This is a genomic window from Pectobacterium zantedeschiae, assembly GCF_004137795.1.
Classification (GTDB): domain Bacteria; phylum Pseudomonadota; class Gammaproteobacteria; order Enterobacterales; family Enterobacteriaceae; genus Pectobacterium; species Pectobacterium zantedeschiae.
In genome coordinates this window covers 20,505-43,673 of the sequence record NZ_NWTM01000006.1, presented here as the reverse complement: position 1 = coordinate 43,673, position 23,169 = coordinate 20,505, and the positions used below count along the sequence as shown (strand labels likewise).

20 protein-coding genes are annotated in these 23,169 nt (G+C 51.9%); 7 read left to right on the top strand and 13 right to left on the bottom strand.

The features are described from left to right. Positions 1–45 precede the first annotated feature (45 nt). The 12 genes from tauC to CLR69_RS21025 all read right to left on the bottom strand — a co-directional run bounded on the left by tauC (position 46) and on the right by CLR69_RS21025 (position 14,212). The gene (gene tauC, locus CLR69_RS21080; protein WP_131535128.1) at positions 46–873 is read right to left on the bottom strand and encodes a taurine ABC transporter permease TauC; all 828 of its coding nucleotides are present in this window, start codon (positions 871–873) and stop codon (positions 46–48) included. Continuing rightward, on the bottom strand, positions 870–1,673 hold the full coding sequence (gene tauB / locus CLR69_RS21075) for a taurine ABC transporter ATP-binding subunit (protein WP_131535127.1): 804 nt from the start codon (positions 1,671–1,673) through the stop codon (positions 870–872). Before tauB ends, tauC begins: the two co-directional genes overlap by 4 nt. 58 nt (positions 1,674–1,731) lie before the next feature. Next, positions 1,732–2,709: a taurine ABC transporter substrate-binding protein gene (tauA, locus tag CLR69_RS21070; protein ID WP_131535126.1), complete on the bottom strand. Its 978-nt coding sequence runs from the start codon at positions 2,707–2,709 to the stop codon at positions 1,732–1,734. A 316-nt stretch (positions 2,710–3,025) separates the two neighbouring features. Beyond that, on the bottom strand, positions 3,026–4,720 hold the full coding sequence (gene cysI / locus CLR69_RS21065; RefSeq protein ID WP_131535125.1) for an assimilatory sulfite reductase (NADPH) hemoprotein subunit: 1,695 nt from the start codon (positions 4,718–4,720) through the stop codon (positions 3,026–3,028). A 253-nt stretch (positions 4,721–4,973) separates the two neighbouring features. Beyond that, on the bottom strand, positions 4,974–6,953 hold the full coding sequence (locus tag CLR69_RS21060; RefSeq protein WP_131535124.1) for a glycoside hydrolase family 3 protein: 1,980 nt from the start codon (positions 6,951–6,953) through the stop codon (positions 4,974–4,976). 410 nt (positions 6,954–7,363) lie between these two features. Then, positions 7,364–8,620: an allantoate amidohydrolase gene (gene hpxK, locus CLR69_RS21055; RefSeq protein ID WP_131535123.1), complete on the bottom strand. Its 1,257-nt coding sequence runs from the start codon at positions 8,618–8,620 to the stop codon at positions 7,364–7,366. Then, on the bottom strand, positions 8,617–9,861 hold the full coding sequence (locus CLR69_RS21050) for a pyridoxal-phosphate-dependent aminotransferase family protein (RefSeq protein WP_131535122.1): 1,245 nt from the start codon (positions 9,859–9,861) through the stop codon (positions 8,617–8,619). The genes hpxK and CLR69_RS21050 overlap by 4 nt, the downstream gene beginning before the upstream one ends. Positions 9,862–9,910: 49 nt before the next feature. Next, on the bottom strand, positions 9,911–10,654 hold the full coding sequence (locus tag CLR69_RS21045; RefSeq protein ID WP_129710058.1) for an amino acid ABC transporter ATP-binding protein: 744 nt from the start codon (positions 10,652–10,654) through the stop codon (positions 9,911–9,913). Next, a complete protein-coding gene (locus CLR69_RS21040) occupies positions 10,635–11,288 on the bottom strand; it encodes an amino acid ABC transporter permease (protein WP_129710059.1) in 654 nt (217 codons plus the stop codon). Before CLR69_RS21040 ends, CLR69_RS21045 begins: the two co-directional genes overlap by 20 nt. After that, complete coding sequence (locus tag CLR69_RS21035; RefSeq protein WP_129710060.1) at positions 11,288–11,953, bottom strand: amino acid ABC transporter permease; 666 nt, start codon at positions 11,951–11,953, stop codon at positions 11,288–11,290. Before CLR69_RS21035 ends, CLR69_RS21040 begins: the two co-directional genes overlap by 1 nt. A gap of 12 nt (positions 11,954–11,965) precedes the next feature. Further along, positions 11,966–12,751, bottom strand: a complete 786-nt coding sequence (locus CLR69_RS21030) for a transporter substrate-binding domain-containing protein (protein ID WP_131535224.1) — start codon at positions 12,749–12,751, stop codon at positions 11,966–11,968. 621 nt (positions 12,752–13,372) lie between these two features. Further along, the gene (locus tag CLR69_RS21025; protein ID WP_129710061.1) at positions 13,373–14,212 is read right to left on the bottom strand and encodes a MurR/RpiR family transcriptional regulator; all 840 of its coding nucleotides are present in this window, start codon (positions 14,210–14,212) and stop codon (positions 13,373–13,375) included. A gap of 323 nt (positions 14,213–14,535) precedes the next feature. On the opposite strand from CLR69_RS21025, the gene CLR69_RS21020 reads away from it, so the two are divergent. The 4 genes from CLR69_RS21020 (at position 14,536) to hpxZ (ending at position 18,284) form a co-directional block, all read left to right on the top strand. Continuing rightward, complete coding sequence (locus CLR69_RS21020) at positions 14,536–16,122, top strand: gamma-glutamyltransferase family protein (RefSeq protein ID WP_131535121.1); 1,587 nt, start codon at positions 14,536–14,538, stop codon at positions 16,120–16,122. 25 nt (positions 16,123–16,147) lie between these two features. Beyond that, on the top strand, positions 16,148–16,339 hold the full coding sequence (hpxX, locus tag CLR69_RS21015; RefSeq protein WP_129710064.1) for an oxalurate catabolism protein HpxX: 192 nt from the start codon (positions 16,148–16,150) through the stop codon (positions 16,337–16,339). After that, positions 16,336–17,739, top strand: a complete 1,404-nt coding sequence (locus CLR69_RS21010) for an AtzE family amidohydrolase (RefSeq protein ID WP_131535120.1) — start codon at positions 16,336–16,338, stop codon at positions 17,737–17,739. Before hpxX ends, CLR69_RS21010 begins: the two co-directional genes overlap by 4 nt. Before the next feature lie 158 nt (positions 17,740–17,897). Then, the gene (gene hpxZ, locus CLR69_RS21005) at positions 17,898–18,284 is read left to right on the top strand and encodes an oxalurate catabolism protein HpxZ (RefSeq protein WP_129710119.1); all 387 of its coding nucleotides are present in this window, start codon (positions 17,898–17,900) and stop codon (positions 18,282–18,284) included. Positions 18,285–18,330: 46 nt separating this feature from the next. Here hpxZ and CLR69_RS21000 read toward each other — a convergent pair whose 3' ends face one another. Beyond that, complete coding sequence (locus tag CLR69_RS21000; protein ID WP_129710066.1) at positions 18,331–18,723, bottom strand: VOC family protein; 393 nt, start codon at positions 18,721–18,723, stop codon at positions 18,331–18,333. A 669-nt stretch (positions 18,724–19,392) separates the two neighbouring features. Between CLR69_RS21000 and proV the strand changes: the two genes are divergently transcribed. The 3 genes from proV to proX all read left to right on the top strand — a co-directional run bounded on the left by proV (position 19,393) and on the right by proX (position 23,117). Then, positions 19,393–20,595 carry a glycine betaine/L-proline ABC transporter ATP-binding protein ProV gene (gene proV / locus CLR69_RS20995; protein ID WP_129710067.1) on the top strand — a complete coding sequence of 401 codons (1,203 nt, stop codon included), beginning with the start codon at positions 19,393–19,395 and terminating at the stop codon, positions 20,593–20,595. Continuing rightward, positions 20,588–21,874 (top strand): glycine betaine/L-proline ABC transporter permease ProW, encoded by a 1,287-nt coding sequence (gene proW, locus CLR69_RS20990; protein ID WP_131535119.1) that lies wholly within the window; start codon positions 20,588–20,590, stop codon positions 21,872–21,874. Before proV ends, proW begins: the two co-directional genes overlap by 8 nt. 238 nt (positions 21,875–22,112) lie before the next feature. Continuing rightward, positions 22,113–23,117 carry a glycine betaine/L-proline ABC transporter substrate-binding protein ProX gene (gene proX / locus CLR69_RS20985; RefSeq protein ID WP_131535223.1) on the top strand — a complete coding sequence of 335 codons (1,005 nt, stop codon included), beginning with the start codon at positions 22,113–22,115 and terminating at the stop codon, positions 23,115–23,117. Positions 23,118–23,169 lie beyond the last annotated feature (52 nt).

Below are 23,169 nucleotides of genomic sequence, written 5' to 3'. Positions count from 1 at the left end.
TCACAACAAGCGATAGCAATGGATAACTATAGAGGTACATTATTATCATCGCCCCTGCCAGGGAGCCAACTTACGTTGCAGATAACGCAACATAATTTCTATCGTAAAAGCAACGGCAGCAATCGTCAGGATCCCCAGAATTACCACGTCCGTGAGTAAAAACTGTGAAGCCGCCTGTACCATAAATCCTAACCCCTGGGTTGCCGCTACCAATTCCGCAGCCACCAGCGTTGACCAGCCCACACCCAGACCGATACGAATTCCAACTAAGATATCAGGCAAAGCACTGGGAAAAATGACATAGCGGATAAGCTGTAATGGCGTCGCGCCCAGAGTCTGGGCGGCGAGAATTCTGGCAGGGTCGGTATTACGAACGCCGTCAGCCGTCGCAATGACAATCGGTGCCAGAATAGCAAGATAAATCAGTAGTATTTTGGAAAACTCACCAATACCAAACCAGATCACAATCAGCGGAAGATAGGCCAACGGAGGGATTGGACGGTAGAATTCAATCAACGGATCAAACACCCCGCGAAGAACGCGACTGCGACCAATAGCGATTCCCAGCGGGATCGCGGTGGCCAACGCGGCCAGCAACGCGAGTCCAATACGTTGCAGGCTCGCGAATAAATGATGCCAGAGAGTCGCATCCATATACCCAACGGTGACCAACTGCCATAGCCGCTGTAATACCGCATGAGGCGCAGGAAGAAAGAGCGGTTCAACAAGCTCTAACCACGTTACCAGCCACCAGATCAGCAACAGCGAGCCAATACTGAGGCTGCTGATAACACTTATAGGCACTGTTTTTTTTACTATAAGCTGCTTTCGTACCTTGCAACCTGACTCAGCAGAACGTTCGATAGCACTCATGACGGTGTATCCTCATCACGTGGCGAAAACTGTTCACGCTCGGCAAACAGGCGAGAAAGCACCCACTCTCTCGTCTCAATAAACTGTGGATCTGATTTTATTGTTCGGGCGCTTTCCCCATCCGCATAGCGTGAACTAAAGCCAAGTTTCAGATGCTTAATAATTCGTCCGGGATAAGGTGACATGACAATTAAATCCGTCGCCAGGAAGATCGCTTCTTCAATGTCGTGTGTAATCAAAAAAATGGGTTTAGCGGCGTTTTTCCACACCGAAAGCAACAATTCCTGCATTTGTTCGCGGGCGAATGCATCCAACGCTCCAAAGGGCTCATCCAACAGTAAAATCTGTGGATCGGCAGCCAATGCTCTGGCAATACCGACACGTTGCCGCTGACCGCCTGAAAGTTGCCACACTGCACGGCGTTCATAGCCATTCAAACCAACCTGCATCAATAACCGCCGCGCTTTTTGTTCACGCTCAAGCCTTGGCACTCCCGCCAGTTTCATCCCAAAAGCCACGTTATCTAACACGTCCTGCCAAGGCAGTAAAACGTCATGCTGGAAAACGACGCCACGATCCGGTCCAGGGCCTGTGACGGCTTTGCCATCCAGTAAAATCGTGCCGTCAACGGGATGAATAAACCCAGCAATCAAATTGAGCAACGTGGTTTTCCCACTCCCTGACGGCCCCAGTGCTACCATCAATTGGCTTGCAGATAGCGAAAAAGTGATATTTTCCAATACCGACTGTTCGCTAGCGGCATAGCGAGCGCTAACCCGTTCGAGCTGCAATAGTGTCATTCTTCATCCATCCGCAGAGCCTGCCTGTATCAACAGTAAACAAGCAGGTATCAAAAAATCATTCGGGAACAAACCGGGTAGTAACATAAGGGGAATAATCGGGTAATACGGCATCAATACGTCGTTGTTCTTTGAGAAACGTCGCCGTATCGCCGATCGCTTTCACGGCTGGCGCACCTAGAAACGCCCGTTGCTCGTTGGCCAAAAGATAGGTATTGCCCTGTAGCAAACCGGGGATATCTTCTGCTTTCGCGCCACTAATGCTTGCCAGTTTGTTGATATTGTTCTTATCCGCTAACCAGGCCTGTGGGTCCTTCCGATAGTTGGTGTAAGCATCCTGCGTAACCTTAGCAAACGCTTTTACTGCCTGAGGTTGCTTCTCGGCAAAATCTTTTCGCACTAACCAGACATCAAATGTCGGCGCGCCGAGTCTGGCCAGTTCCCCAGAAGAAATCAGCACATTGCCACTGGATTTCGCCACACCCAACGCAGGTTCCCAGGTATAGGCGGCATCAATATCACCCCGTCGCCAAGCAGCGCTAATAGCGGGTGGATTCAGATTCAGGATTTGTACTTTTTTTGCATCAATATTCCAATGCTTCAGCGCAGCCAGCAAACTGTAATGGCTAGTCGAAACAAAAGGCGTGGCAACTTTTTTACCGATCAGATCTTCCGGTTTTTCAATACCAGCGCCGTGACGCACGACCAACGCTTCGCTGGCTCCCAGTCGGGAAGCAATCAACAACGTTTCAACCGGTATTTTTCGACTCACCGCTGCGGCATAGGGACTGGAGCCTAAATAAGCTATTTGCACATCGCCGGAAGCAACTGCGGCAATGGCTTCCGCGCCAGCATCAAATTTGCGCCAATCTATTTTCAATCCAGTTGCTTTTTCATATTCCCCATCAATCTGTGCGACTTGAGAAGGGTCAGGAATCGTTTGGTATGCGACTGTCAGGTCAGCAGCTTTCGCTGAAAAAATGATATTTATTAATAGACTGGTTGCTATTACAAACCGAAAAAAAAGATAGTGCATTATTATCCCCTATAGCTTAAATCTCTTTATTGACTTTTATTTCTCAATATACGATGAAAGCTCAAGAAACAACCACACTATCGATATAATTTATAAAGCTACTGTTTTCTAAAAAAATAGCTATAAACAGTAAGAAAAACAAAAACAACAAGATAAATTACAATAAGACAATTAAAAAACATAACATAACGAATTACCGAGTAAAATAATGGCATGGTATTCAATGCCAAAAACAGTATTTAAAATATCCCTATTATATTTTAAGCTTTCTATGCATTGGCTACGCGACTCAGCACATTGACGCCAGCGGCCACAGCTACACTACAGCATGAAAATCCACAGGGGCATTGAGAACAGGCATGATAATTTTCGCCCTGATAACAAAATCGCCAAAGCCTTCACCTATATTTCTCTCTTTCGCCCACAGCGCAATCAGCTTCTCTATTTCATCAAATAATGTCGGGACGTCGATATTATCTTTATACAGTCGAGGAATGCGCGTCCCTTCACGATTACCGCCGATATAAAGGCTATAACGCCCCACGGCTCGTCCAATCAGCCCCACCTCCGCTAGCATGGCTCGGCCACAGCCATTTGGACATCCGGTGATGCGAAAAACAAATGACTCCTCTCCCACGCCATACTTATGCAACAGATGTTCTATCTCCGAAACCACCTCCGGCAGGACTCGCTCAGCTTCTGCCATAGCCAGCGGACAAGTGGGAAAAGAGACGCAGGCCATGGAATCTTTACGCTGTGACGAGAGCAATGAACCCAGCAATCCATACTGTCTGGCTAATGCATCGATCTGCGCTTTGTCTTCACTTGCCACCTTTGCAATGATGATGTTCTGATTCGCCGTCAGGCGAAAATCACCTTTATGTACGCTGGCAATAGCCGCAATACCGCTTTTATTCGGTAAACCCGGTTTATCCAGCAGACGTCCGCTTGGAATAAATAGGGTCAGGTGGTGCTTGCCATCGATACCCTCGACCCAACCAATACGATCGCCACGCTCAGAAAAGGCATAGTCTCTCAGCGGAGAAAACGCGATTCCACTACGGCGCTCGACCTCGGCTTTAAAGACATCCACACCAACACGTTCAAGCGTATATTTTGTCTTCGCGTTGCGGCGATTCTCACGGTTACCCCAATCGCGTTGGGTCGACACCACCGCTTCAGCAATAGCCAACGTATGTTCTAATGGAATGAAGCCAAACTCCGTCGCCAGGCGGGGATAAGTGCTGGTATCACCCTGCGTCATCGCTAACCCCCCACCCACCAATACATTGAAACCAACCAGTTGGTCGCCATCACCAATGGCAACAAAACTCAGATCGTTGGCGTGAATATCCACATCATTCTGTGGCGGAATCACCACTGCCGTTTTGAATTTTCTCGGTAGGTAACTTTTCCCCAGAATCGGTTCATCATCTGTCTGAATAATTTTCTCTTTATCCAGCCACACTTCAGCATAAGCGTTTGTGCGCGGTAAAAGATGCTCCGAAATTTTCTTTGCCCATTCCCAGGATTGACGATGTAAAACAGATTCAACCGGGTTAGCAGTACACAACACATTACGGTTCACGTCCCCTGCTGTCGCTCGCGAATCCAGCCCGAGATGATTAAGCAATTTGTGTACCGGCTTGATGTCGTCTTTTAGAACGCCGTGCAGTTGCACCGTTTGTCGATTAGTAATACGTATACTGCCATAAAGCGTATGTTCACGGGCAAAGGCATCAATACCTAGCCACTGATGTGGCGTAATGATCCCTCCCGGCAAGCGGACACGCAGCATAACGGTGTGCAGCGGCTCTAATTTCTGAGCAATACGCTCTTGCCTGATATCCCGATCGTCCTGCTGATACATGCCATGAAATCGAATTAACTGAAAGTTATCTGCGACAAATCCTCCCGTTAACGGATCGTCTAAATCTCCCTGAATCGTTCCACGCAGGTAATTACTTTGTGTTTTAAGGCGTTCATTATCAGACAGTTTTTTATCGCTCATTATGCTCCCTCATTGCTTATTCTAACGTAGTGGAATAATACGGAGTGGAGTAAAACAAGCATTACATCAAATCGACAGATACAGTCCTTTTCATTTCCCCTATAACAGTAAATTATCCAGATAAAACAAAGCATTCACACAGCACAACAAACAGAATAAATAATTATTTCATATAGCGACAAGACATATATAAAGAATAAAAAAAGCCAGCGTGTTTACACAAACTGGCTATAAGCATTGAATCAGGCTGCTATTATTTCGTTAAGCCAAACCCAAATGGAAAGAGCGGTTTTTTACTGTCATAAGGAACACCGGGTTGCTGATTAAGTACCGCTTTCATAGAAGACGGTAGCTCAAATGGGAGTTTCCCGGTGTATGCCTCTCCAGAAATAAGCTGCTTGAGCAATACGTCGTCACTGATACCAAAGTTGGCAATAACTGCCTGTGTTTTATCAACGATATTGGTCAGAATCGCCGGGCGATCCAGATACACCGTCACGATGGTTGGCACGCTGGCACTGGCTCTGACAATCGTTTGGTACTCGGGATTGTCTGCGGTATAGGCCAATGAGCCTTCATGGTGTTTGGCCCCAAAGTAGAAATTTTTATGCGGTTGCTCATACGGTGCAACGCTGCGAACCAAAGCAACATCGGCAAGTTCTGGCGTATCCACCACAATCAACCCTGCGTTCTGGGCTACTTTCTTATCGATTCCAGAAAGCCAGACTTTACTTCCGGCGCGCAATGGCAAGATATTTTTATTTTGTAATAGCACCAGCGCACGTCTTTGTGCCTCGTCAGCCTGCTGCTGCCACTCAACTTTCCCAACGATCTGATTGGCCTGCTCTGCATGGACATAAGGACGTTCAAACAAACCGATTTGGAATTTCTGTTTCAGCAAACGCCTGACTGAGATATCCAGACGCGACTCCGCCAGTTTGCCCCCCTGCACAGCGTTAATGAGCACGGAAGAATTCGTGACGCCACCAAACTGGTCTACCCCAGCTTCCACCGCTTTAATAAATCGCTGCTCTACCGTCAGGTTTTCAACTCCCCACGGCATACCGCGCGGCACAGGCTTTTCATTCGGTTTAGAACCCGTGATGCAGTCATCTTTGCAATCATTGGTGATAAGCCAGTCGCTAAGAATGACACCATCAAATCCGTAAACCCCACGCAGCAGATCGGTTAATAGAAAACGGTTAAAGCCCGCACCAACTTGCTCAATCGGTTTTCCTTGCCACGTAGCCTCTTTCAAAATGGAATAGGTTGGCATAATACCCGCGACACGCGCCTCGAACGCCCCAGTAAAAGGCTCGATATGCTGTTGGAGATCGTTCTTTTTGAATATGGCATATTTGCCATAAACATTGTGGCTATCCCACCCATCTTGCGCAGCACCATACCCGACCCAGTGTTTGACAATGCTGATGACGCTTTGTGGATTAAGACCATTTCTGCCATTTTGCATGCCTTCGATATAACCCCTGACCATTTTCTTGGTTAATTCAGCATCCTCACCAAATGTCCCGCTACTCCTTGACCAACGAGGCTCCGTTGCGAGATCGGCTTGCGGCGATAGTGCCTCGGTGATCCCGACCGCACGATATTCCTGACGTACGATATCGGCAAACCGCCGGGTCAGCGATTCATCACCAATGGCTGCCAACCCCAGCGTTTCAGGCCATTTACTAAATTTCCCAGAGGAAACCGATGCCCCCACCAAATACTGGAAAGCATTACGCGGATCACTGCTGATGGTCAGGGGAATACCCAAGCGCGTATTTTCTGCAATCTGCTGTAATTTATTATTCTCCTCCGCCATTTGTGTCGGTTCGTCACCAGACAGGCGGGTGATGAAACTACTGATTGACCGTTCGGCAATCATTTTCCTAGCCGTATCAATATCATAAGCCGTACCCGCACCAATCACACTCCCCGTAGTCGGTGCAGAGCCGTGCATCATCAGCCCCGCTTTTTCCGCCAGCGTCATGCGCGTAACCAGATCGTCAGCGCGTTGATCGGGAGACAAACGCCAGTCTTCGTATGGGTTAACTTTTCCATCACGATTAAGGTCTTTAAATGTCAAACCATCCTGCAAAATTGTTGGCGCATCACGGTAGCCTAATTCTGCTTGCGATATCGCGGAAGCAATAGGCGAGAAAAATAAAGGTACGGAGGAAAATAACGGCGCAGCTAAAGATAAGACAACATTCAGTCTGTTTTTTCTCATTATGGTTACTCTCATTAAAGTATATTCCCCATCGAGCGGTAAAAAATAGCGCCCCCGCAGCGGCATCACTATTTTTAAATAAACCCATTATTCTCCCTGACGGATTTTTAAACGTAACGTCCTTATTCGAGATGAGACTATGCCAAATAAAAAATTGAACTCAATCTGGAGTGAGAATAATTTAGATGTATGTCAAATAATTATTTCGACACTCTAAATAATTAGATACTGTTATATAATTACTTAATGAAACTGTTATATAAGCATAGGAAAGAGTCAGGAGAAAAAGCAGAAAAAATCAAGAGAGGTAGAAAGTCTGCTCAGGCCAAGGCTACCCGAGCAGTGCTTAAATAGCGACAAGTACCCTGTAAAATCGACTATGTATAACGAACGATGATACCAATCGATACTTAATTACACGTCTTAAACACCATCTGATAGAGCGCCTGTAGCGCCAGCGCTACATCCGTCGTGGTAACGGATTCATCAGGATGGTGGCTGATGCCGCCGCGACAGCGGACAAATAACATCGCCACTGGCCAGCGTTCGGCAATCGCAATGGCATCATGCCCCGCGCCACTCGGTAGCATGAGCGTTTTTCCCTGTACCTGCGTCACCGCCTCGTTTAACGCGGATTGCAACGCGGGATCGCAGCGGGTTGCCGCAATACGATAATACTCTTCAGCACTGAACTGGCAGCCCCGCTGGTGTGCGATATCCTGCGCCAGCGTCAGCAGTTTTTGTAGCAACGCATCCAGTGGTGCATCCTCCGGCCCGCGAATATCCAATGTCATCTTCACTTCACCGGGGATGACGTTCGCCGCGCCCGGTAAGCATTGTAGCGTGCCAAACGTAGCGACCAGATGAGGATCGCTTTCGCGAGTCATCCGTTCTGCCTGCGCCATCCAGTCAGCGGCCGCCACCAGTGCATCCTGCCGTTGCGTCATCGGCACCGTTCCGGCATGCCCCGCCAGACCGAGAAATGTGCAGTTGAGCCGGCGCGCCCCGTTGATTGCAGTGACAACGCCCAGCGCCAGATCCTGCTGTTCCAGACACGGCCCCTGTTCAATGTGCAGTTCCAAATAAGCGACGATATCACTGACTGGCCGTGCCGCCTGCGCCACCTGAAACGGATCCAGCCCCGCGATGGTCAATGCCTGCGCCACGCTGGTACCTTCCGTATCCTCACACGCTAGCCAATTTTCCGGCCAGGTGCCCGTCAAGCCTCGGCTACCCAGCAGGGTAATGCCAAAACGTGTGCCTTCCTCATCGCCGAAACCGACGATTTCCAGCGCCACAGGCAAGCGGATTCCCTGTTGATGAAATGTACGAACCACTTCAATCGCGGTTAATACGCCCAACATGCCGTCGTAACGTCCGGCATTGCGTACCGTATCCAGATGCGAACCCAGTAGCAGTGCCGGTGCATCCGGCGTCAATCCATCATAACGACCGCAAATATTGCCGACGCTATCCTGCCAGACGTTCATTCCCGCTTCACACATCCACTCCCCTACCAACCTATTGGCACGCAGGTGTTCCAGCGATAGGTAGACACGGGTCAGTTGACCGGGCGTTTCGCTAATTTCAGCTAGCGCATCGCAGCGCAACATAATCTGTTCCGCAGCAGCCTGTGCAGCAGGTGACGACAATAGAGGTTCACTCATGCACGCTCCTCATTCGACGCGTAGCTGTTCCAGGCGGCCTGCAAGGCCTCGCCTTGTACGGTGTTGAATCCAAGACGATTCAGTACCGCCTCCAGCGCCGTTAACGTTTGCATCACGCAGTCTTTACGTGCGTTGTAACCCATGGTGCCGATACGCCAGATTTTGCCCTGAAGCGGGCCAAACGAGGTGCCAATCTCAATCGCGAAGTCTTCCAACAACAGCTTACGTACCTGCTCACCATGAACACCAGCGGGAATCACTACGCCCAGTACGTTATTCATTTTGTGGTTGAGATCGCCAAACGTTTCCAGCCCCATACCCTGGATCCCCGCCACTAGCGCATTGCCGTGTAGCGCATGGCGAGCAATGCTGCGATCCAGCCCTTCCTCGAGGATCACTCGCGCACACTCGCGTGCTGCGAACAGCATACTTGTCGCTTCAGTGTGATGGTTTAGGCGCTCCGGCCCCCAGTAATCCATGACCATCCCCAGATCGAAATAGTTGGAATAGATCATCTCATCGTCGCCGTCCTGATGCGCGTCGGTTCTGATCCCCTGCTCGACACATTTACGACGACGGATCACCGCTTCCATCTGCGGGCTCAATGTAATGGGTGAACTACCAGACGGCCCGCCGAGACACTTCTGCAAGCCGGCGGAAACCGCATCCAAACCCCATTTATCGGTTTCCAGCGGATTACCACCGAAAGACGCCGTGGCATCGGTATAGAACAACACGCCGTGGCGACGGCAAATCTCACCTAACGCTTCCAGCGGTTGCAGCATCGTGGTCGACGTATCGCCCTGTACCGTCAGCAGCAGGCGCGGGCGCACCGTTTTGATCGCTTCTTCGATCTGCTCAGGTGAGAACACCTCCCCCCACGGCACTTCAATGGTATGGACGTCAGCACGACAGCGGCGGGCAATCTCACACAGCAAATGACCAAAACGACCAAACACCGGTACCAGCACCTTATCGCCAGGGCGAATCGCCGACAGCAGAATCGCTTCGATACCTGCACGCGAGGTACCGTCCACCAGCATCGTCCAGCGGTTTTCCGTGCGGAAAAGTTGACGATAGAGTGCCATGACCTGATTCATATAATTGGTCATCGCGGGGTCATACTGACCAACCAGTTGGCTGGCCATCGCCCGTAATACGCGCGGATCGGCGTTGATCGGCCCCGGCCCCATCAACAGGCGGTGGGGTGGGTTAATTTGCGCGTACAGTTCGCTGCTCATGGTTATTGCTCCAGACTTTTGTTTCGACTTACACATTCGAAGAAAGTAATTACGCTTCCGATAATCCCCGCACCGAAGCGATAAACTGTTTCAGTTCACGGGTTTGCGGGTTAGCAAACAGCGTTTTGCTGTCACCCTGCTCCCAGACCTTACCTTGATGCATAAACACCACGCGGTCCCCTACTTCACGGGCAAAATTCATTTCATGCGTGACCAGAATCAGCGTCATACCTTCTGCGGCAAGCTGTTCCAACACCTTCAACACTTCGCCGACTAATTCAGGATCGAGTGCTGACGTAATTTCGTCGCACAACAGAACTTTTGGGTTCATTGCCAATGCACGGGCAATGGCGACTCGCTGCTGCTGACCGCCCGACAGATTGGCGGGATAATAATGAATACGTTCTCCCAGCCCGACCTTGTTGAGCATCTGTTCACCTAACGCCTGACACTCTGCCGCGCTTTTACCCAGCACGCGGCGCGGTGCCAGCATTACGTTTTCCAGCGCCGTCATGTGTGGAAACAGATTAAAGTTCTGGAACACCATCCCGACCGAGCGGCTGATCTCCCGCGCCTGCGAATCTCTATCGGTGACCGTCATTCCGCCCAGTTTGATGCTACCGTCCTGATAGCCTTCCAAACCGTTCATACAGCGCAGTAGCGTACTCTTACCAGAGCCGCTGCGCCCGATGATCGAAATGACTTCACCCATTTCAATATCCAGATCCACCCCTTTCAGGACATGGTTCTGACCGTAGTATTTTTGGACCTGATTAATGGTTATGAGCGGCATTGAATTTCTTCTCCAAATAGCGGCTGTAGTAAGAGAGCGGGTAGCACATTAGGAAATAGCCCAGCGCCACCAATCCAAACACTTTAAACGGCTGATAGGTCACGTTATTCAACATAGTTCCCGCTTTAGTCAGTTCGATAAATCCGATGATTGACGCCAGCGCAGTGCCTTTGATCACCTGCACAGAGAACCCTACGGTAGGTGCGATAGCGATACGCATTGCCTGCGGCGCAATCACTCGATAAAGCGTCTGACCGAAATCCAACCCGAGACAGCGCGACGCTTCCCACTGCCCTTTCGGTAACGCTTCCACGCTGCCGCACCAGATATCCACCAGAAAAGCGCTGGTAAATAGCGTCAGCGCCAATGCCGCCGCCGTCCACGGGCTCACATCAATACCGAACAGTGCCAGTCCGAAAAACGCGAGAAACAGCTGCATCAGCAACGGCGTGCCCTGAAAGAGCTCGGAATACAGATGGACAAAGCGGGTCGCCCATTTGCGTTTGGTCAGTCGCAACAGCATGAGCGGAAACGTCACCAGTGCACCGCCGATGAAGGCCGTCAGTGACAATAGCAACGTCCAGCGAGCCGCCAGCAACAGGTTGCGCACAATATCCCAATCGGTAAATGTCATTATTGCTGACTCCCTAAGAAACGCCGCCCCGCCAGCAGTAAGAGTTGCCGCATCAGAACAGACAGCACGAGGTAACACAGCGTGGTCGCCAGATACACTTCAAAGCTCAGAAACGTACGGGACTGAATCAGGTTGGCAGCAAAAGTCAGTTCCTCGTAGGAAACCTGCGACACCACCGACGATCCCAACATGACGATGATGCACTGGCTGACCAGCGCCGGATAAATCCGCTGAAGCGCAGGCGGCAAAATCACGCGCAGAAAAGTCTGCATTCGTGTCAGCCCCAGTACGCGAGCAGCTTCCCACTGACCTTTAGGCGTCACCTGAATCCCCGCGCGGATAATCTCTGTGCTATATGCACCAAGATTAATCAACATCGCTAACAGCGCAGCCTCCCCGGCCGTTAGCTTCCAACCCAGACTCGGCAAGCCGAAGACGATAAAGAACAGTTGAACCACAAACGGCGTATTGCGAATCAGCTCGACGTAGATCCCCCATAGCCGACTCAGCAGGGTGGGCTTGCCGCTACGCAAAGCCGCACCGCAGATACCGATGGCGATGCCGCCAAGGGTTGCCATGACTGTCAGCTCAATGGTGACCCACAGCCCCGCCAGTAGCTCAGGCCAGAACGGCAACAGTGCGGAAAAATTAAGCTGATAGGTCATGGCGCACTCCCGTTACGCTTTGATGCTGGCTGGCAATGGCGCTTTCAGCCATTTTTCCGATAGGCTATTAAGCGTATCGTCTTTCAACGCCTGTTCGATCAACGCGTCGACTTTCGCTTTCAGCGCAGGTTCGTCTTTCTTCAGCCCGATGTAGCACGGCGAATCTTTCAGCATAAACTTCGCGACGGGGGCTTTAGTCGGGTTCTGCTCGGCGATAGCGGCAACCACCAGATTCCCTGTGGCAACGAACTCCACCTGTCCTGACAGATACGCCGACAGCGTGGTGTTGTTATCTTCGTAGCGCTTAATCTGTGCGGCCTTCGGTGCCGTCTCCGTCAATACCATATCTTCGACCGCACCGCGTGTGACGCCAATGCTTTTCCCTTCCAGTGCTTCTGACGAAGCTAACGCGCTATCTTTCGGTCCGAAGACTCCCAGAAAGAACGGCGCATAAGCACGACTGAAATCGATCACTTTTTCACGCTCGGCATTTTTACCCAGGCTGGAGATCACCAGATCGACCTTATTGGTTTGCAGGTATGGCACGCGGTTGGCGCTGGTTACCGGAACCAGTTGCAACTTTAGTTTCATCTCTTTTGCCAGATAGCGCGCGATATCGATGTCATAGCCCTGCGGTTGCAGATCGGTGCCTACCGATCCAAACGGAGGGAAATCCTGCGGTACTGCGACACGCAGCACACCGCGTTTCTCGATATCCTGCAACTGATCGGCCATCGCACTACCGGCCTGAACCAGTAACATCGCAGCACCCATCACCGCCAGTAACCCTTTTTTGATGCCCAGTTTATTGATCAACATCGTCTCTGCCCCCGGTTAGTGTAATTGAAACGAAAGATTCTTAAAAAAGAAAAATTGAAACTATCGTTACAAATATTAAGCAAGGAGTGTGCCAGATTCCATGAGTACTCTTAGCGATGAGGAGCAGCGTTAGAAGGTCAGAGAGTTTTTCTAAATCACGGGATAGCTATGGATATAGATAGGGGTATGTAATATCGGTGAAAAATGTCGTGCGTGATTGCAGAAAGATAATTTATGCAACTCATGCACTACGCCCGAGTCTTTTGTTTTTTATGACTTATTCGCGTAAAAAATTGCGCTGAGGTGAGCATGACCGCCGGATGAGCGGCAGGGACGCCGCGAAAGCCAGCGCCGCGCAGGGAGCGCGTCGCTGGCGGTCCGTGTTGCGGGCATGAACGCCGAAGGTACCGCGAAGCGGCGCAATTCCGCGAAAAAAGCCTGGGTTCATAGGGCAAGCGGCGTTTGAGCTGCCCTATGTCGGGCGTGGCGCTGCGTCACAAAAATAATCCGGTGCTATCACGCCCGAAACGATCTGCATGGCTATATAACAACCGCTCAAAATGCACCATTAAAGTGCAATAGCACCATCCCAACGCACCATTAGCGTTGTTCAAGCTCGTCCAGTTCACCATAAAGATCGGCAATCTGATGGATACGCTGACGTCCATCGCGCAGCATTTCATGTAATAACGCATTGCTGATCACATTCACCAGACTCATGGCGGACGAATAGCTATCAAACGCCGATACGCTGTCCAGCGGGACGCACAATGACCAGGTTGCCAGTGACATCAGCGTGCTAACTTGAGGTTCGCAGAGCAGTAACACAGGCACACCGCGTTTTTGCAGTTGTAATAGCAGCGGTTGGATCAAGCGTGGACGGCGGCGAAAGGCCACCACAATCACGACATCCTGCGCAGTGAGATCGACCAGTTCTTCGGATAACGTCTGCCCCGGCTGCGTCAGTAGCGTAACCTGTTGACGAATCTGAAGCAGCTGCTGGCGCAAGTGCAGCGCTACCGGATAGCTGTTGCGTAGCCCAATCAGACACAGGCGCTGCGCCTGCATCAGCGCCTGAATAACAGCACCAAACTGTACGGGGTCAATCTGGTTTATCCACTGCGTCAGGTTCGCCATTTCCTGCTTGTAATGCCGCGCCAGTAGCGTATTCCCCTGCACGGCATCACGATTATCCGCCAGCGGCATCCCACTCTGGCGCAACGTTCTGAGCTCATCACGCATGTCACGATAGCTGGGGTAGCCCAGCCGTTTGAACAAACGGCTGACGGTCGCCTTGGAGACACCACTCAGCCGCGCCAGCTCGGCGCTGTTATAGCTAATCAGATCGTCAAAGTGATCGAAGATGAAATCCGCGACGCGCTGTTCCTGCGGTGAAAGCTCACTATAGCGATCCCGTAATCGTTCATCTATTTGCATCATCGTCTCTCGTCCATTGCGCTTGCTGTAACGTTTGTTTCATTGCGCAGAACATAGCACAGGATTGTCAGGATGATACAGATACACCTTTTGGCACCGTATACCGACTTTACGCTGCACCGAAAAACTGGAACGCCATTTGCTTTATATAGCCTAAATAATTCGAGTTGCAGGAAGGCGGCAACACAGTGAATCCCCAGGAGCTTACATAAGTAAGTGACTGGGGTGAGCGAGGAAAGCCAACGCACATGCGGCTCGAAGTATGACGGATATAGCTAAGGTTAATAACACTCACCCTACATAACATTTAAAAAAGGAATTCCGGCATGATGCAAAGTAATACCGCCCCGCTAGGCATGGCGGTGGCACCTCATCATTTAGCCAGCGCCAGCGCATTGGCTGTTCTGCGTGAGGGCGGCAACGCCATTGAAGCCATGGTCGCAGCGGCGGCAACCATTGCCGTGGTGTACCCACATATGAATGGGATCGGCGGCGATGGTTTCTGGCTGATTGTGCCGCCACGCGGTGAACCTGTCGCCATTGATGCCAGCGGTGCTGCGGGGTCGCTAGCCTGCCGTGAGTTCTATCAGGGTGAAAGCCGTATTCCGCACCGCGGCCCCAAAGCGGCGCTGACAGTCGCGGGCACCGTCGGCGGCTGGCAGGAAGCATTGGAGTTCTCTCAAGAGCTGGGAGGCGAACCGCTACCGCTCGCTCGTTTACTGTCTGATGCTATTCGCTATGCGGCAGACGGCATTCCCGTCACGCAATCGCAGGAAGATGCGCTCACCCAGCGCTATCACGAACTGAGCGATTTCCCGGCCTTTAGCCAACTCTTTATGCCGCAGGGAAATATCCCGCGTGCAGGCAGCCGTTTCACACAGCCTGACTTAGCAGATACCTTGACGACGCTGAGCATTGAAGGGCTGGACAGCTTTTATCGCGGCTCCGTCGCCGCCCGTCTTTCGGCGCAGATGGCGCAGATTGGGATGCCGCTGACGGCTGACGATCTGGCGAACTACCGCGCCAAGCGAACGACGCCGCTGGTGCTGAAACACAGTAAAGGCGATATCTATAACCTCGCGCCGCCGACGCAGGGTCTGGTGTCCCTCGCGATCCTCGGCCTGACCGATCATTTAGAAATGGAAGATCTGAGCGATAGCCAGACGATCCATCGCATTGTCGAATCCACCAAGCTAGCGTTTGGCCTACGTGACCGCTTCATTACCGATCCCAAGCTGATGACGCAAAATGTTCAGGCGCTGCTGGAAAACGATGTGCTTGGTGCACTGGCGCGACAGGTCGATACGCGAAAAGCCGCATTGTGGGGAGAAGGCAAAGGCCCCGGCGACACCGTCTGGATGGGCGTATGCGACAGCAGCGGCCTGTGTGTCTCTTTCATTCAAAGTATTTACCACGAATTCGGCAGCGGAGTTGTGCTACCGGGAACCGGCGTGCTCTGGCAAAACCGCGGTGCCTCGTTCAGTCTCGATCCCGCACACCTGTTAGCGTTGGAGCCGGGCAAGCAACCTTTTCATACCTTAAACCCCGCCGCCGCACGTCTGTCCGACGGACGCACAATAGTTTACGGCTCGATGGGCGGAGACGGGCAACCACAGACGCAGGCGGCCATCTTTATCCGTCACGTCCAGCAAGGGCTACCGCTGCAACAGGCGATTACCGCTCCACGCTGGCTACTGGGCCGCACCTGGGGACAGTCCTCCGACACACTGAAGATCGAAGACCGTTTTAAACCCGCCACCGTGGATGCACTGCGTCAACTAGGCCATGACGTCGAGCTGTTGAGCAGCTTTAGCGAAACCGTCGGCCATGCTGGAGCCATCGTGCGCCACACCAGCGGCATGCTGGAAGGCGCTTTCGATCCACGCAGTAACGGCAGTGCGGCAGGCTTCTAGTCCTACTTAACCGGGAGAAAACAGAATGACGATAATCGAACAAGACACGCTGACAGCGTATCTGCAACAGATGGAAACGCTGCTATCTCTGCAACTCAGCCAGGAGCGGCGTCAGGAACTGTTAGTGCAATTCAGCCGCATCAATGCCATGGCACAGCCGTTAATGGAATTCCCCCTTGATGAGCATCAGGATGTTGCCGGGGTTTATACGCTATGAGTTTATACGCCAAGCATGCGTCCTCATCGTTATCCATCCGCCAGATCCAGCAAGGTTTGGAAGCTGGAACGTTCTCCGCCGGGGAGCTTGCGCAGCAGGCACTGAGCGCGATTGAGCAGACCAATCCCACGATTAATGCTTATACCCATGTCACCGGCGAACGCATGTTGGCAGAAGCAGAGCGTATTGATGCGAGCCGTCAACGCGGGGAAACCTTACCCGCGCTGGCCGGTGTGCCTTATGCCGTAAAAAACCTGTTTGATGTCAGCGGCGAAACCACGCTGGCGGGTGCCGAACTTCTCAGCCAACGCCCCGCCGCTGCGCAGGATGCCTTTGCCATCCGTCAGCTTGCCAGTCAAGGCGCGCTGCTGTCCGGCATGTTGAATATGGACGCCTATGCCTACGGCTTTACCACCGAAAACACACATTACGGCCCCACGTGTAACCCGCTCGACACGCAGCGTATTGCCGGGGGGTCGTCTGGAGGATCGGCGGCAGCCGTCGCCGCAGGACTGGTTAATTTCACATTGGGCAGCGACACGAATGGCTCGATCCGCGTGCCGTCATCGCTATGCGGCATTTTCGGTCTGAAGCCGACGTTTGGCCGTTTATCACGCCACGGTAGCCACCCGTTTGTTGCCAGCCTCGACCACATCGGCCCGTTTGCACGTAGCGCGGACGATCTGGCATTAGTGTTCGATGCGCTACAAGGCCGCGATGAGCACGATCGTTTTCAGGCTGAACGGGGAATACTCTCCACCGCCACACAGTTAGAAGCGGGCAGCAACGGGCTACGCTATGCGGTGCTTGATGGCTACTTTTCCACATGGAGTAGCGAGGAGGCAAAGACTGCCGTCCACCAGATTGCACAGGCACTGGGCGCACAGGACAGCCTGACGTTAACCGACGCCGCGCTGGCACGTAGCGCCGCCTTTATTCTGTCGGCCAGCGAAGGCGGGAACCAGTATTTGCCCGCTTTACGCACTCAGCCTGAACGTTTCGAGCCACTATCACGCGAGCGGTTGCTGGCTGGGGCGATGATCCCCGCCGCCTGGTATGTACAAGCCCAGCGCTTCCGCAGCTATTTTCGCCAACAGACGCTGGCGTTGTTTGAACACACCGACCTGCTGATTGCTCCCGCGACGCCCTGCTCTGCCACGCTCATTGGGCAGGAAACGATGCGTATTAATGATACCGACCTGCCCGTCCGCGCCAATATGGGCATGCTGACACAACCGATCTCTTTCGTCGGGCTACCCGTCGTGACAGTGCCGATAGCAACCGCCAGCGGTCTGCCGATAGGTATTCAGATTATTGCCGCACCGTGGCGCGAGGATCTTTGCCTGCGGACGGCATGGGCGCTTGAGCAGCAGGGAATCACGTATACCCGTCATACTTAAAGTTGCATGTGCGTTGGCTGTGACCAAATACTCGGCCCATCGTGTGCCTCGCCTCACAGGGGCCGCTGCTAGCAGCGCAAGCTCACCGGGATGCCTTCCCTTGCCGTCTGCCTGAAACTCGAATTATTTAGGGTATATACCTTATGAGGAAAGAAAATATGTTGCCTGACGATATCAACCAACCGGATGTGCTGGCCGATGTGACTGCCGCGTTCTATCGCTACGAAAAAGCCTTAACCGGTAACGACATTACAGTGCTGGATGAGCTGTTCTGGCACGATGAAAAAACGGTGCGCTACGGTGCGGGAGAAAATCTATACGGGATTGAGGAAATCCGCGCCTTTCGCCTCGCTCGTCCCTCTGCCGGTTTGGACAGAACACTACGTAATACGGTCATTACCACCTACGGTCATGATATGGCCGTCGCCAGCACCGAATTTACCCGCGCAGGCAGCACGAAGATTGGCCGCCAAATGCAAACCTGGGTAAAAATGCCCGAAGGATGGCGCATTGTCGCCGCCCACGTCAGCCTGATGAGCGAATGACAAAGGGGGATTTTCCCCCTATCGCTACATCCACAGAATTCAATCTTCAAGGCTGGCGGTGATACACCGCTTCAATATTGTATCCATCAGGGTCATGTACAAATGCGGCGTAATAATCTTGATGATAATTTGGACGCAATCCCGGCGGCCCATTATCTCTACCACCCGCCGCAATAGCGGCAGCAAAAAAAGCCGCCACATGCTCTCGCGAGGCGGCACTGAACGCGAAATGCACCGCAGGACAGGGCTCGCCTTTTGACTGATAAATCCAGAATTCACCACCGGGGTCGCTCGACTGGCCATATCCTTCCGTCACAGCAAAACTGACGGCAAACGACATGTCCTTAATCAGTGTGTAACCCAGTGGTTCAAGCGCCGCGGCATAGAAGTGTCGGCTACGGGCAATATCCCTCACCGGGATGCTCAGGTGATCTAACACGATGGCCTCTTTCGATAGTCGTTATGGATGATATTTAACCATAATAACCCTGTATTTTGACTGGATAATGCGATCGCGATCGGCAAAAGAGAAACACACGATGACTCGCGAAACAGTCCACCGAATCAGTACTTCCATACTGTTTTTATTCCACCTAAATATGACAAATATATTATTCAGAACGCTCTCATTTATTGGTGGGAATTAACGCAATCATTTTACTCATTATATCTTTGCTATACTGTATAAAATACCGACAGATATCATAAGTAAAAAATGTACCTGCGTCGGCCTATTTGAGTGTCTACAAGCCAAAAATCGTGACTTATTTACCCTATTATTCGATTAGTGGAATTCACTATAAATAGTGATTTATCCACAATCAAAAAAGGTTATATCAACCTCAAATACAATACGTAAAAATCGACAGGTAACGCACTGTTATAAAAAGAGTTATCCGTTAAATTAAAAATCATAAAGATCACGTAAATCATGAAGATAACGTAGCAACAATCACGTTATCTCTCTCACTAATATTGGTCTAACAAGAGGCCGCATCGAACCAATAAAGGGTTGTCTCAGAATCTGAGTATGGTAGGGTAGATTATGTTTAATCATTATCAGGGTTAGGTTATAGAATTATAAACGACACAGGAAAACAATAATTTCATGGCAATTAAACTTGAAGTAAAGAACCTTTATAAGATATTTGGCGAGCACCCAGACAGAGCATTTAAACTGATTGATAAAGGCCTGAGCAAAGATCAGGTATTTGAAAAAACAGGGCTTACTGTCGGGGTAAAAGATGCCAGTCTGGCCATTGAAGAAGGCGAGATATTTGTCATCATGGGATTATCCGGTTCCGGCAAATCAACCATGGTACGCCTTCTCAATCGTCTGATCGAACCCACTCGGGGTCAGGTACTGATCGACGGTGAAGATATCTCCAGGATATCCGATACTGCGCTGCGCGACGTGCGTCGTAAGAAGATCAGTATGGTGTTCCAATCCTTTGCGCTCATGCCGCATCTGAATATCCTCAATAATACCGCGTTTGGTATGGAACTGGCTGGCGTACCGAAAGCGGAACGCGAGCAAAAAGCACTGGATGCCCTACAGCAGGTCGGCCTTGAAGCCTACGCGGCGTCTTACCCAGATGAGCTGTCTGGCGGGATGCGGCAACGTGTCGGTCTGGCGCGTGCGTTAGCGAATAACCCCGATATCCTGTTGATGGATGAGGCATTCTCCGCACTCGATCCGCTGATCCGTACTGAAATGCAGGATGAGTTAGTCAAACTCCAGTCTCGTCATCAACGCACTATCGTCTTTATCTCGCACGATCTGGATGAAGCGATGCGCATCGGTGACCGGATTGCCATCATGCACGGCGGTGAAGTGATTCAGGTCGGTACACCCGATGAGATCCTGAATAACCCAGCCAATGACTATGTGCGCACCTTTTTCCGCGGTGTCGATATCAGCCACGTGTTTAGCGCCAAAGATATCGCCCGTCGTCGTCCGGTCACCTTAATCCGTAAAACTCCCGGCGTGGGACCGCGCTCCGCACTGAAAATCCTTCAGGATGAAGATCGTGATTACGGCTACGTACTGGAAGGTGGTAAACGCTTCATTGGCGTCGTGTCTATTGATTCACTGAAGCAGGCGCTGAAAGAACAGCTGCCGCTGGAACAGGCGTTACTGCCCGAACCTGCTCCCGTGCCCGCAGATATGTCACTCAACGAGCTGATTTCTCAGGTCGCACAGGCTCCCTGTGCCGTCCCTGTTGTCGGCGAAAACCATGAGTACATTGGCATCATTTCCAAAGGAATGCTGCTACAGGCACTGGATAAGGAAGGAGTGACCAATGAGTAAATCAACACCGAATCCGTGGGATAACACCACGACACAAAATCAACCTGCCGACCAAAACGCAACGCCTGAGCAGGGTAATAACGCCGCGCAAAGTGATCCGTGGGCAACCAGCACGCAGAACGCACCCGCCGATCACGCGGCTGATAGTGCTACACCAGCACAGCACGGCTCGACACCTGATAGCGCAACGCAAAGCAGCGATCCCTGGTCTACTGGCGCCCCTGCGCAGGACGCCCCCGCTCACGGTAGCGATGCCTGGAGCAGCGCGCCGGCTCCCGATGGTTCCGCCGATGCTGCTCATCAGGCTGCACAATCCGGTAGTGACTGGTTAAACAGCGCAGCTCCTGCGACGCCCGAGCATTTCAACCTGCTTGATCCGTTCAAGGACACGCTGATCCCACTGGACAGTTGGGTCACCCACGGTATCGACTGGGTCGTGCTGCACTTCAGACCGATCTTCCAGGGCATTCGCGTGCCGGTCGATTTTATTCTGGGCGGCTTCCAGCAGTTTCTGTTGGGGATGCCTGCACCGATTGCCATTCTGGTGTTTTCACTGATTGCCTGGCAGATGTCCAGCCTCGGTATGGGCGTGGCAACGCTACTGTCTCTGATTGCGATTGGCGCAATCGGTGCCTGGTCGCAGGCCATGGTTACATTGGCGCTGGTGCTGACGGCACTATTTTTCTGCGTACTCATCGGGCTTCCCATGGGGATCTGGCTGGCGCGTAGCGAACGGGCCGCGAAGTTTATCCGACCGCTGCTAGATGCCATGCAGACCACGCCCGCGTTCGTTTATCTGGTGCCTATCGTCATGCTGTTCGGTATCGGTAATGTGCCGGGTGTCGTGGTGACCATCATATTTGCCCTGCCGCCGATTATCCGCTTAACGATTCTGGGTATTCGTCAGGTGCCAGCCGATCTGATTGAGGCCGCGGAGTCATTCGGTGCCAGCCCGCGCCAGATGCTGTTTAAGGTTCAGCTCCCGCTGGCCATGCCGACCATCATGGCTGGTGTTAACCAGACGCTGATGCTGGCGCTGTCTATGGTGGTTATCGCCTCGATGATCGCCGTGGGTGGTCTGGGTCAGATGGTTCTGCGCGGTATTGGCCGTCTGGATATGGGTCTGGCTGCCGTCGGTGGTGTCGGGATTGTTATTCTGGCCATTATTCTTGACCGTCTTACGCAGTCTCTGGGGCGCGATCGTCGCAGCAAGGGCAATAAAAGCTGGTACGCCAGTGGCCCGATTGGCCTGCTGACCCGCCCTTTCATCAAGCAGTAACGCTCGTCCCGCCTGTCTGGCCAATGTCAGACAGGCGGCGACATTCACTATTCGTTTTATCCACACATTAATTTTATTAGCAATAACTTACCATTTACCCTAAATAATTCGAGTTTCAGGCAGGCGGCAAGGGAAGGCATCCCGATGAGCTTACAGAGGTAAGTGATTCGGGTGACTGAGCGCAGCCAACGCACATGCAACTTGAAGTATGACGGGTATAAAGATAGAGGGAATCATGATGCCAAACACCAAACTTTGGGCCGCTGCCCTGACTACCGCACTGTTGAGTACGCAGGTTTACGCCGCCGACACCGCGCTACCGGGTAAAGGTATTTCCGTTATTCCAGTGCAAAGCACAATCTCCGAGGAAACGTTCCAGACGCTGCTGGTCAGTCGCGCGCTGGAAAAGCTGGGCTATGACGTGCAATCTCCTCGTGAAGTGGACTACAACGTCGCCTACACCTCGATTGCTTCCGGCGATGCGACATTTATCGCGGTTAACTGGGATCCGCTGCACGCCGACCAATATAAGGCTGCCGGTGGTGACGCGAAATTCTACCGTCAGGGTGAATATGTCTCCGGTGCTGCTCAGGGTTACCTGATCGATAAGAAAACTGCTGAGAAATACAAAATCACCAATATTGCGCAGCTAAAAGATCCGAAAATTGCCAAACTGTTTGATACCAATGGTGACGGCAAAGCCGACTTGACAGGCTGTACGCCGGGCTGGGGATGTGAAGCCGCTATCAATCACCATCTTCCCGCTTATGGCTTAACCAATACGGTCGAGCATAATCAGGGCAATTATGCAGCGATGATCGCCGATACCATCACGCGTTACAAAGAAGGCAAACCGATTCTGTACTACACCTGGACACCGTACTGGGTGAGTGATGTGCTGGTTCCGGGCCGTGATGTCGTCTGGTTACAGGTGCCTTTCTCTTCTCAACCGGGTGAAATGAAAGATGTCAGTACCAAGCTGCCAAACGGTGCCGACTATGGCTTCCCCGTTAACACGATGAAGATCGCTGCGAACAAAGCATGGGCCGAGAAAAATCCCGCAGCGGCGAAACTGTTCGCGATCATGAAGCTGCCGATTGCCGATGTGAATGCGCAGAATCTGCGCATGCATGAAGGTCAGGGGTCACAGAAAGATATCGAACGTCATGTTGATGGCTGGATTAAAGCCCACCAGCAGCTGTTTGACGGCTGGGTGAAAACCGCAGCAGATGCAGCGAAATAACCCCCCTGTCGATAAGCGCCCTTTCCAACGAAAGGGCGCTATTTTCCTTCGT

Coding starts and splice junctions, on each gene's coding strand:
- tauC (WP_131535128.1), bottom strand. CDS start 873: ATGAGTGCTATCGAACGTTCTGCTGAGTCAGGTTGCAAGGTACGAAAG.
- tauB (WP_131535127.1), bottom strand. CDS start 1,673: ATGACACTATTGCAGCTCGAACGGGTTAGCGCTCGCTATGCCGCTAGC.
- tauA (WP_131535126.1), bottom strand. CDS start 2,709: ATGCACTATCTTTTTTTTCGGTTTGTAATAGCAACCAGTCTATTAATA.
- cysI (WP_131535125.1), bottom strand. CDS start 4,720: ATGAGCGATAAAAAACTGTCTGATAATGAACGCCTTAAAACACAAAGT.
- CLR69_RS21060 (WP_131535124.1), bottom strand. CDS start 6,953: ATGAGAAAAAACAGACTGAATGTTGTCTTATCTTTAGCTGCGCCGTTA.
- hpxK (WP_131535123.1), bottom strand. CDS start 8,620: ATGAGTGAACCTCTATTGTCGTCACCTGCTGCACAGGCTGCTGCGGAA.
- CLR69_RS21050 (WP_131535122.1), bottom strand. CDS start 9,861: ATGAGCAGCGAACTGTACGCGCAAATTAACCCACCCCACCGCCTGTTG.
- CLR69_RS21045 (WP_129710058.1), bottom strand. CDS start 10,654: ATGCCGCTCATAACCATTAATCAGGTCCAAAAATACTACGGTCAGAAC.
- CLR69_RS21040 (WP_129710059.1), bottom strand. CDS start 11,288: ATGACATTTACCGATTGGGATATTGTGCGCAACCTGTTGCTGGCGGCT.
- CLR69_RS21035 (WP_129710060.1), bottom strand. CDS start 11,953: ATGACCTATCAGCTTAATTTTTCCGCACTGTTGCCGTTCTGGCCTGAG.
- CLR69_RS21025 (WP_129710061.1), bottom strand. CDS start 14,212: ATGATGCAAATAGATGAACGATTACGGGATCGCTATAGTGAGCTTTCA.
- CLR69_RS21020 (WP_131535121.1), top strand. CDS start 14,536: ATGATGCAAAGTAATACCGCCCCGCTAGGCATGGCGGTGGCACCTCAT.
- hpxX (WP_129710064.1), top strand. CDS start 16,148: ATGACGATAATCGAACAAGACACGCTGACAGCGTATCTGCAACAGATG.
- CLR69_RS21010 (WP_131535120.1), top strand. CDS start 16,336: ATGAGTTTATACGCCAAGCATGCGTCCTCATCGTTATCCATCCGCCAG.
- hpxZ (WP_129710119.1), top strand. CDS start 17,898: ATGTTGCCTGACGATATCAACCAACCGGATGTGCTGGCCGATGTGACT.
- proV (WP_129710067.1), top strand. CDS start 19,393: ATGGCAATTAAACTTGAAGTAAAGAACCTTTATAAGATATTTGGCGAG.
- proW (WP_131535119.1), top strand. CDS start 20,588: ATGAGTAAATCAACACCGAATCCGTGGGATAACACCACGACACAAAAT.
- proX (WP_131535223.1), top strand. CDS start 22,113: ATGCCAAACACCAAACTTTGGGCCGCTGCCCTGACTACCGCACTGTTG.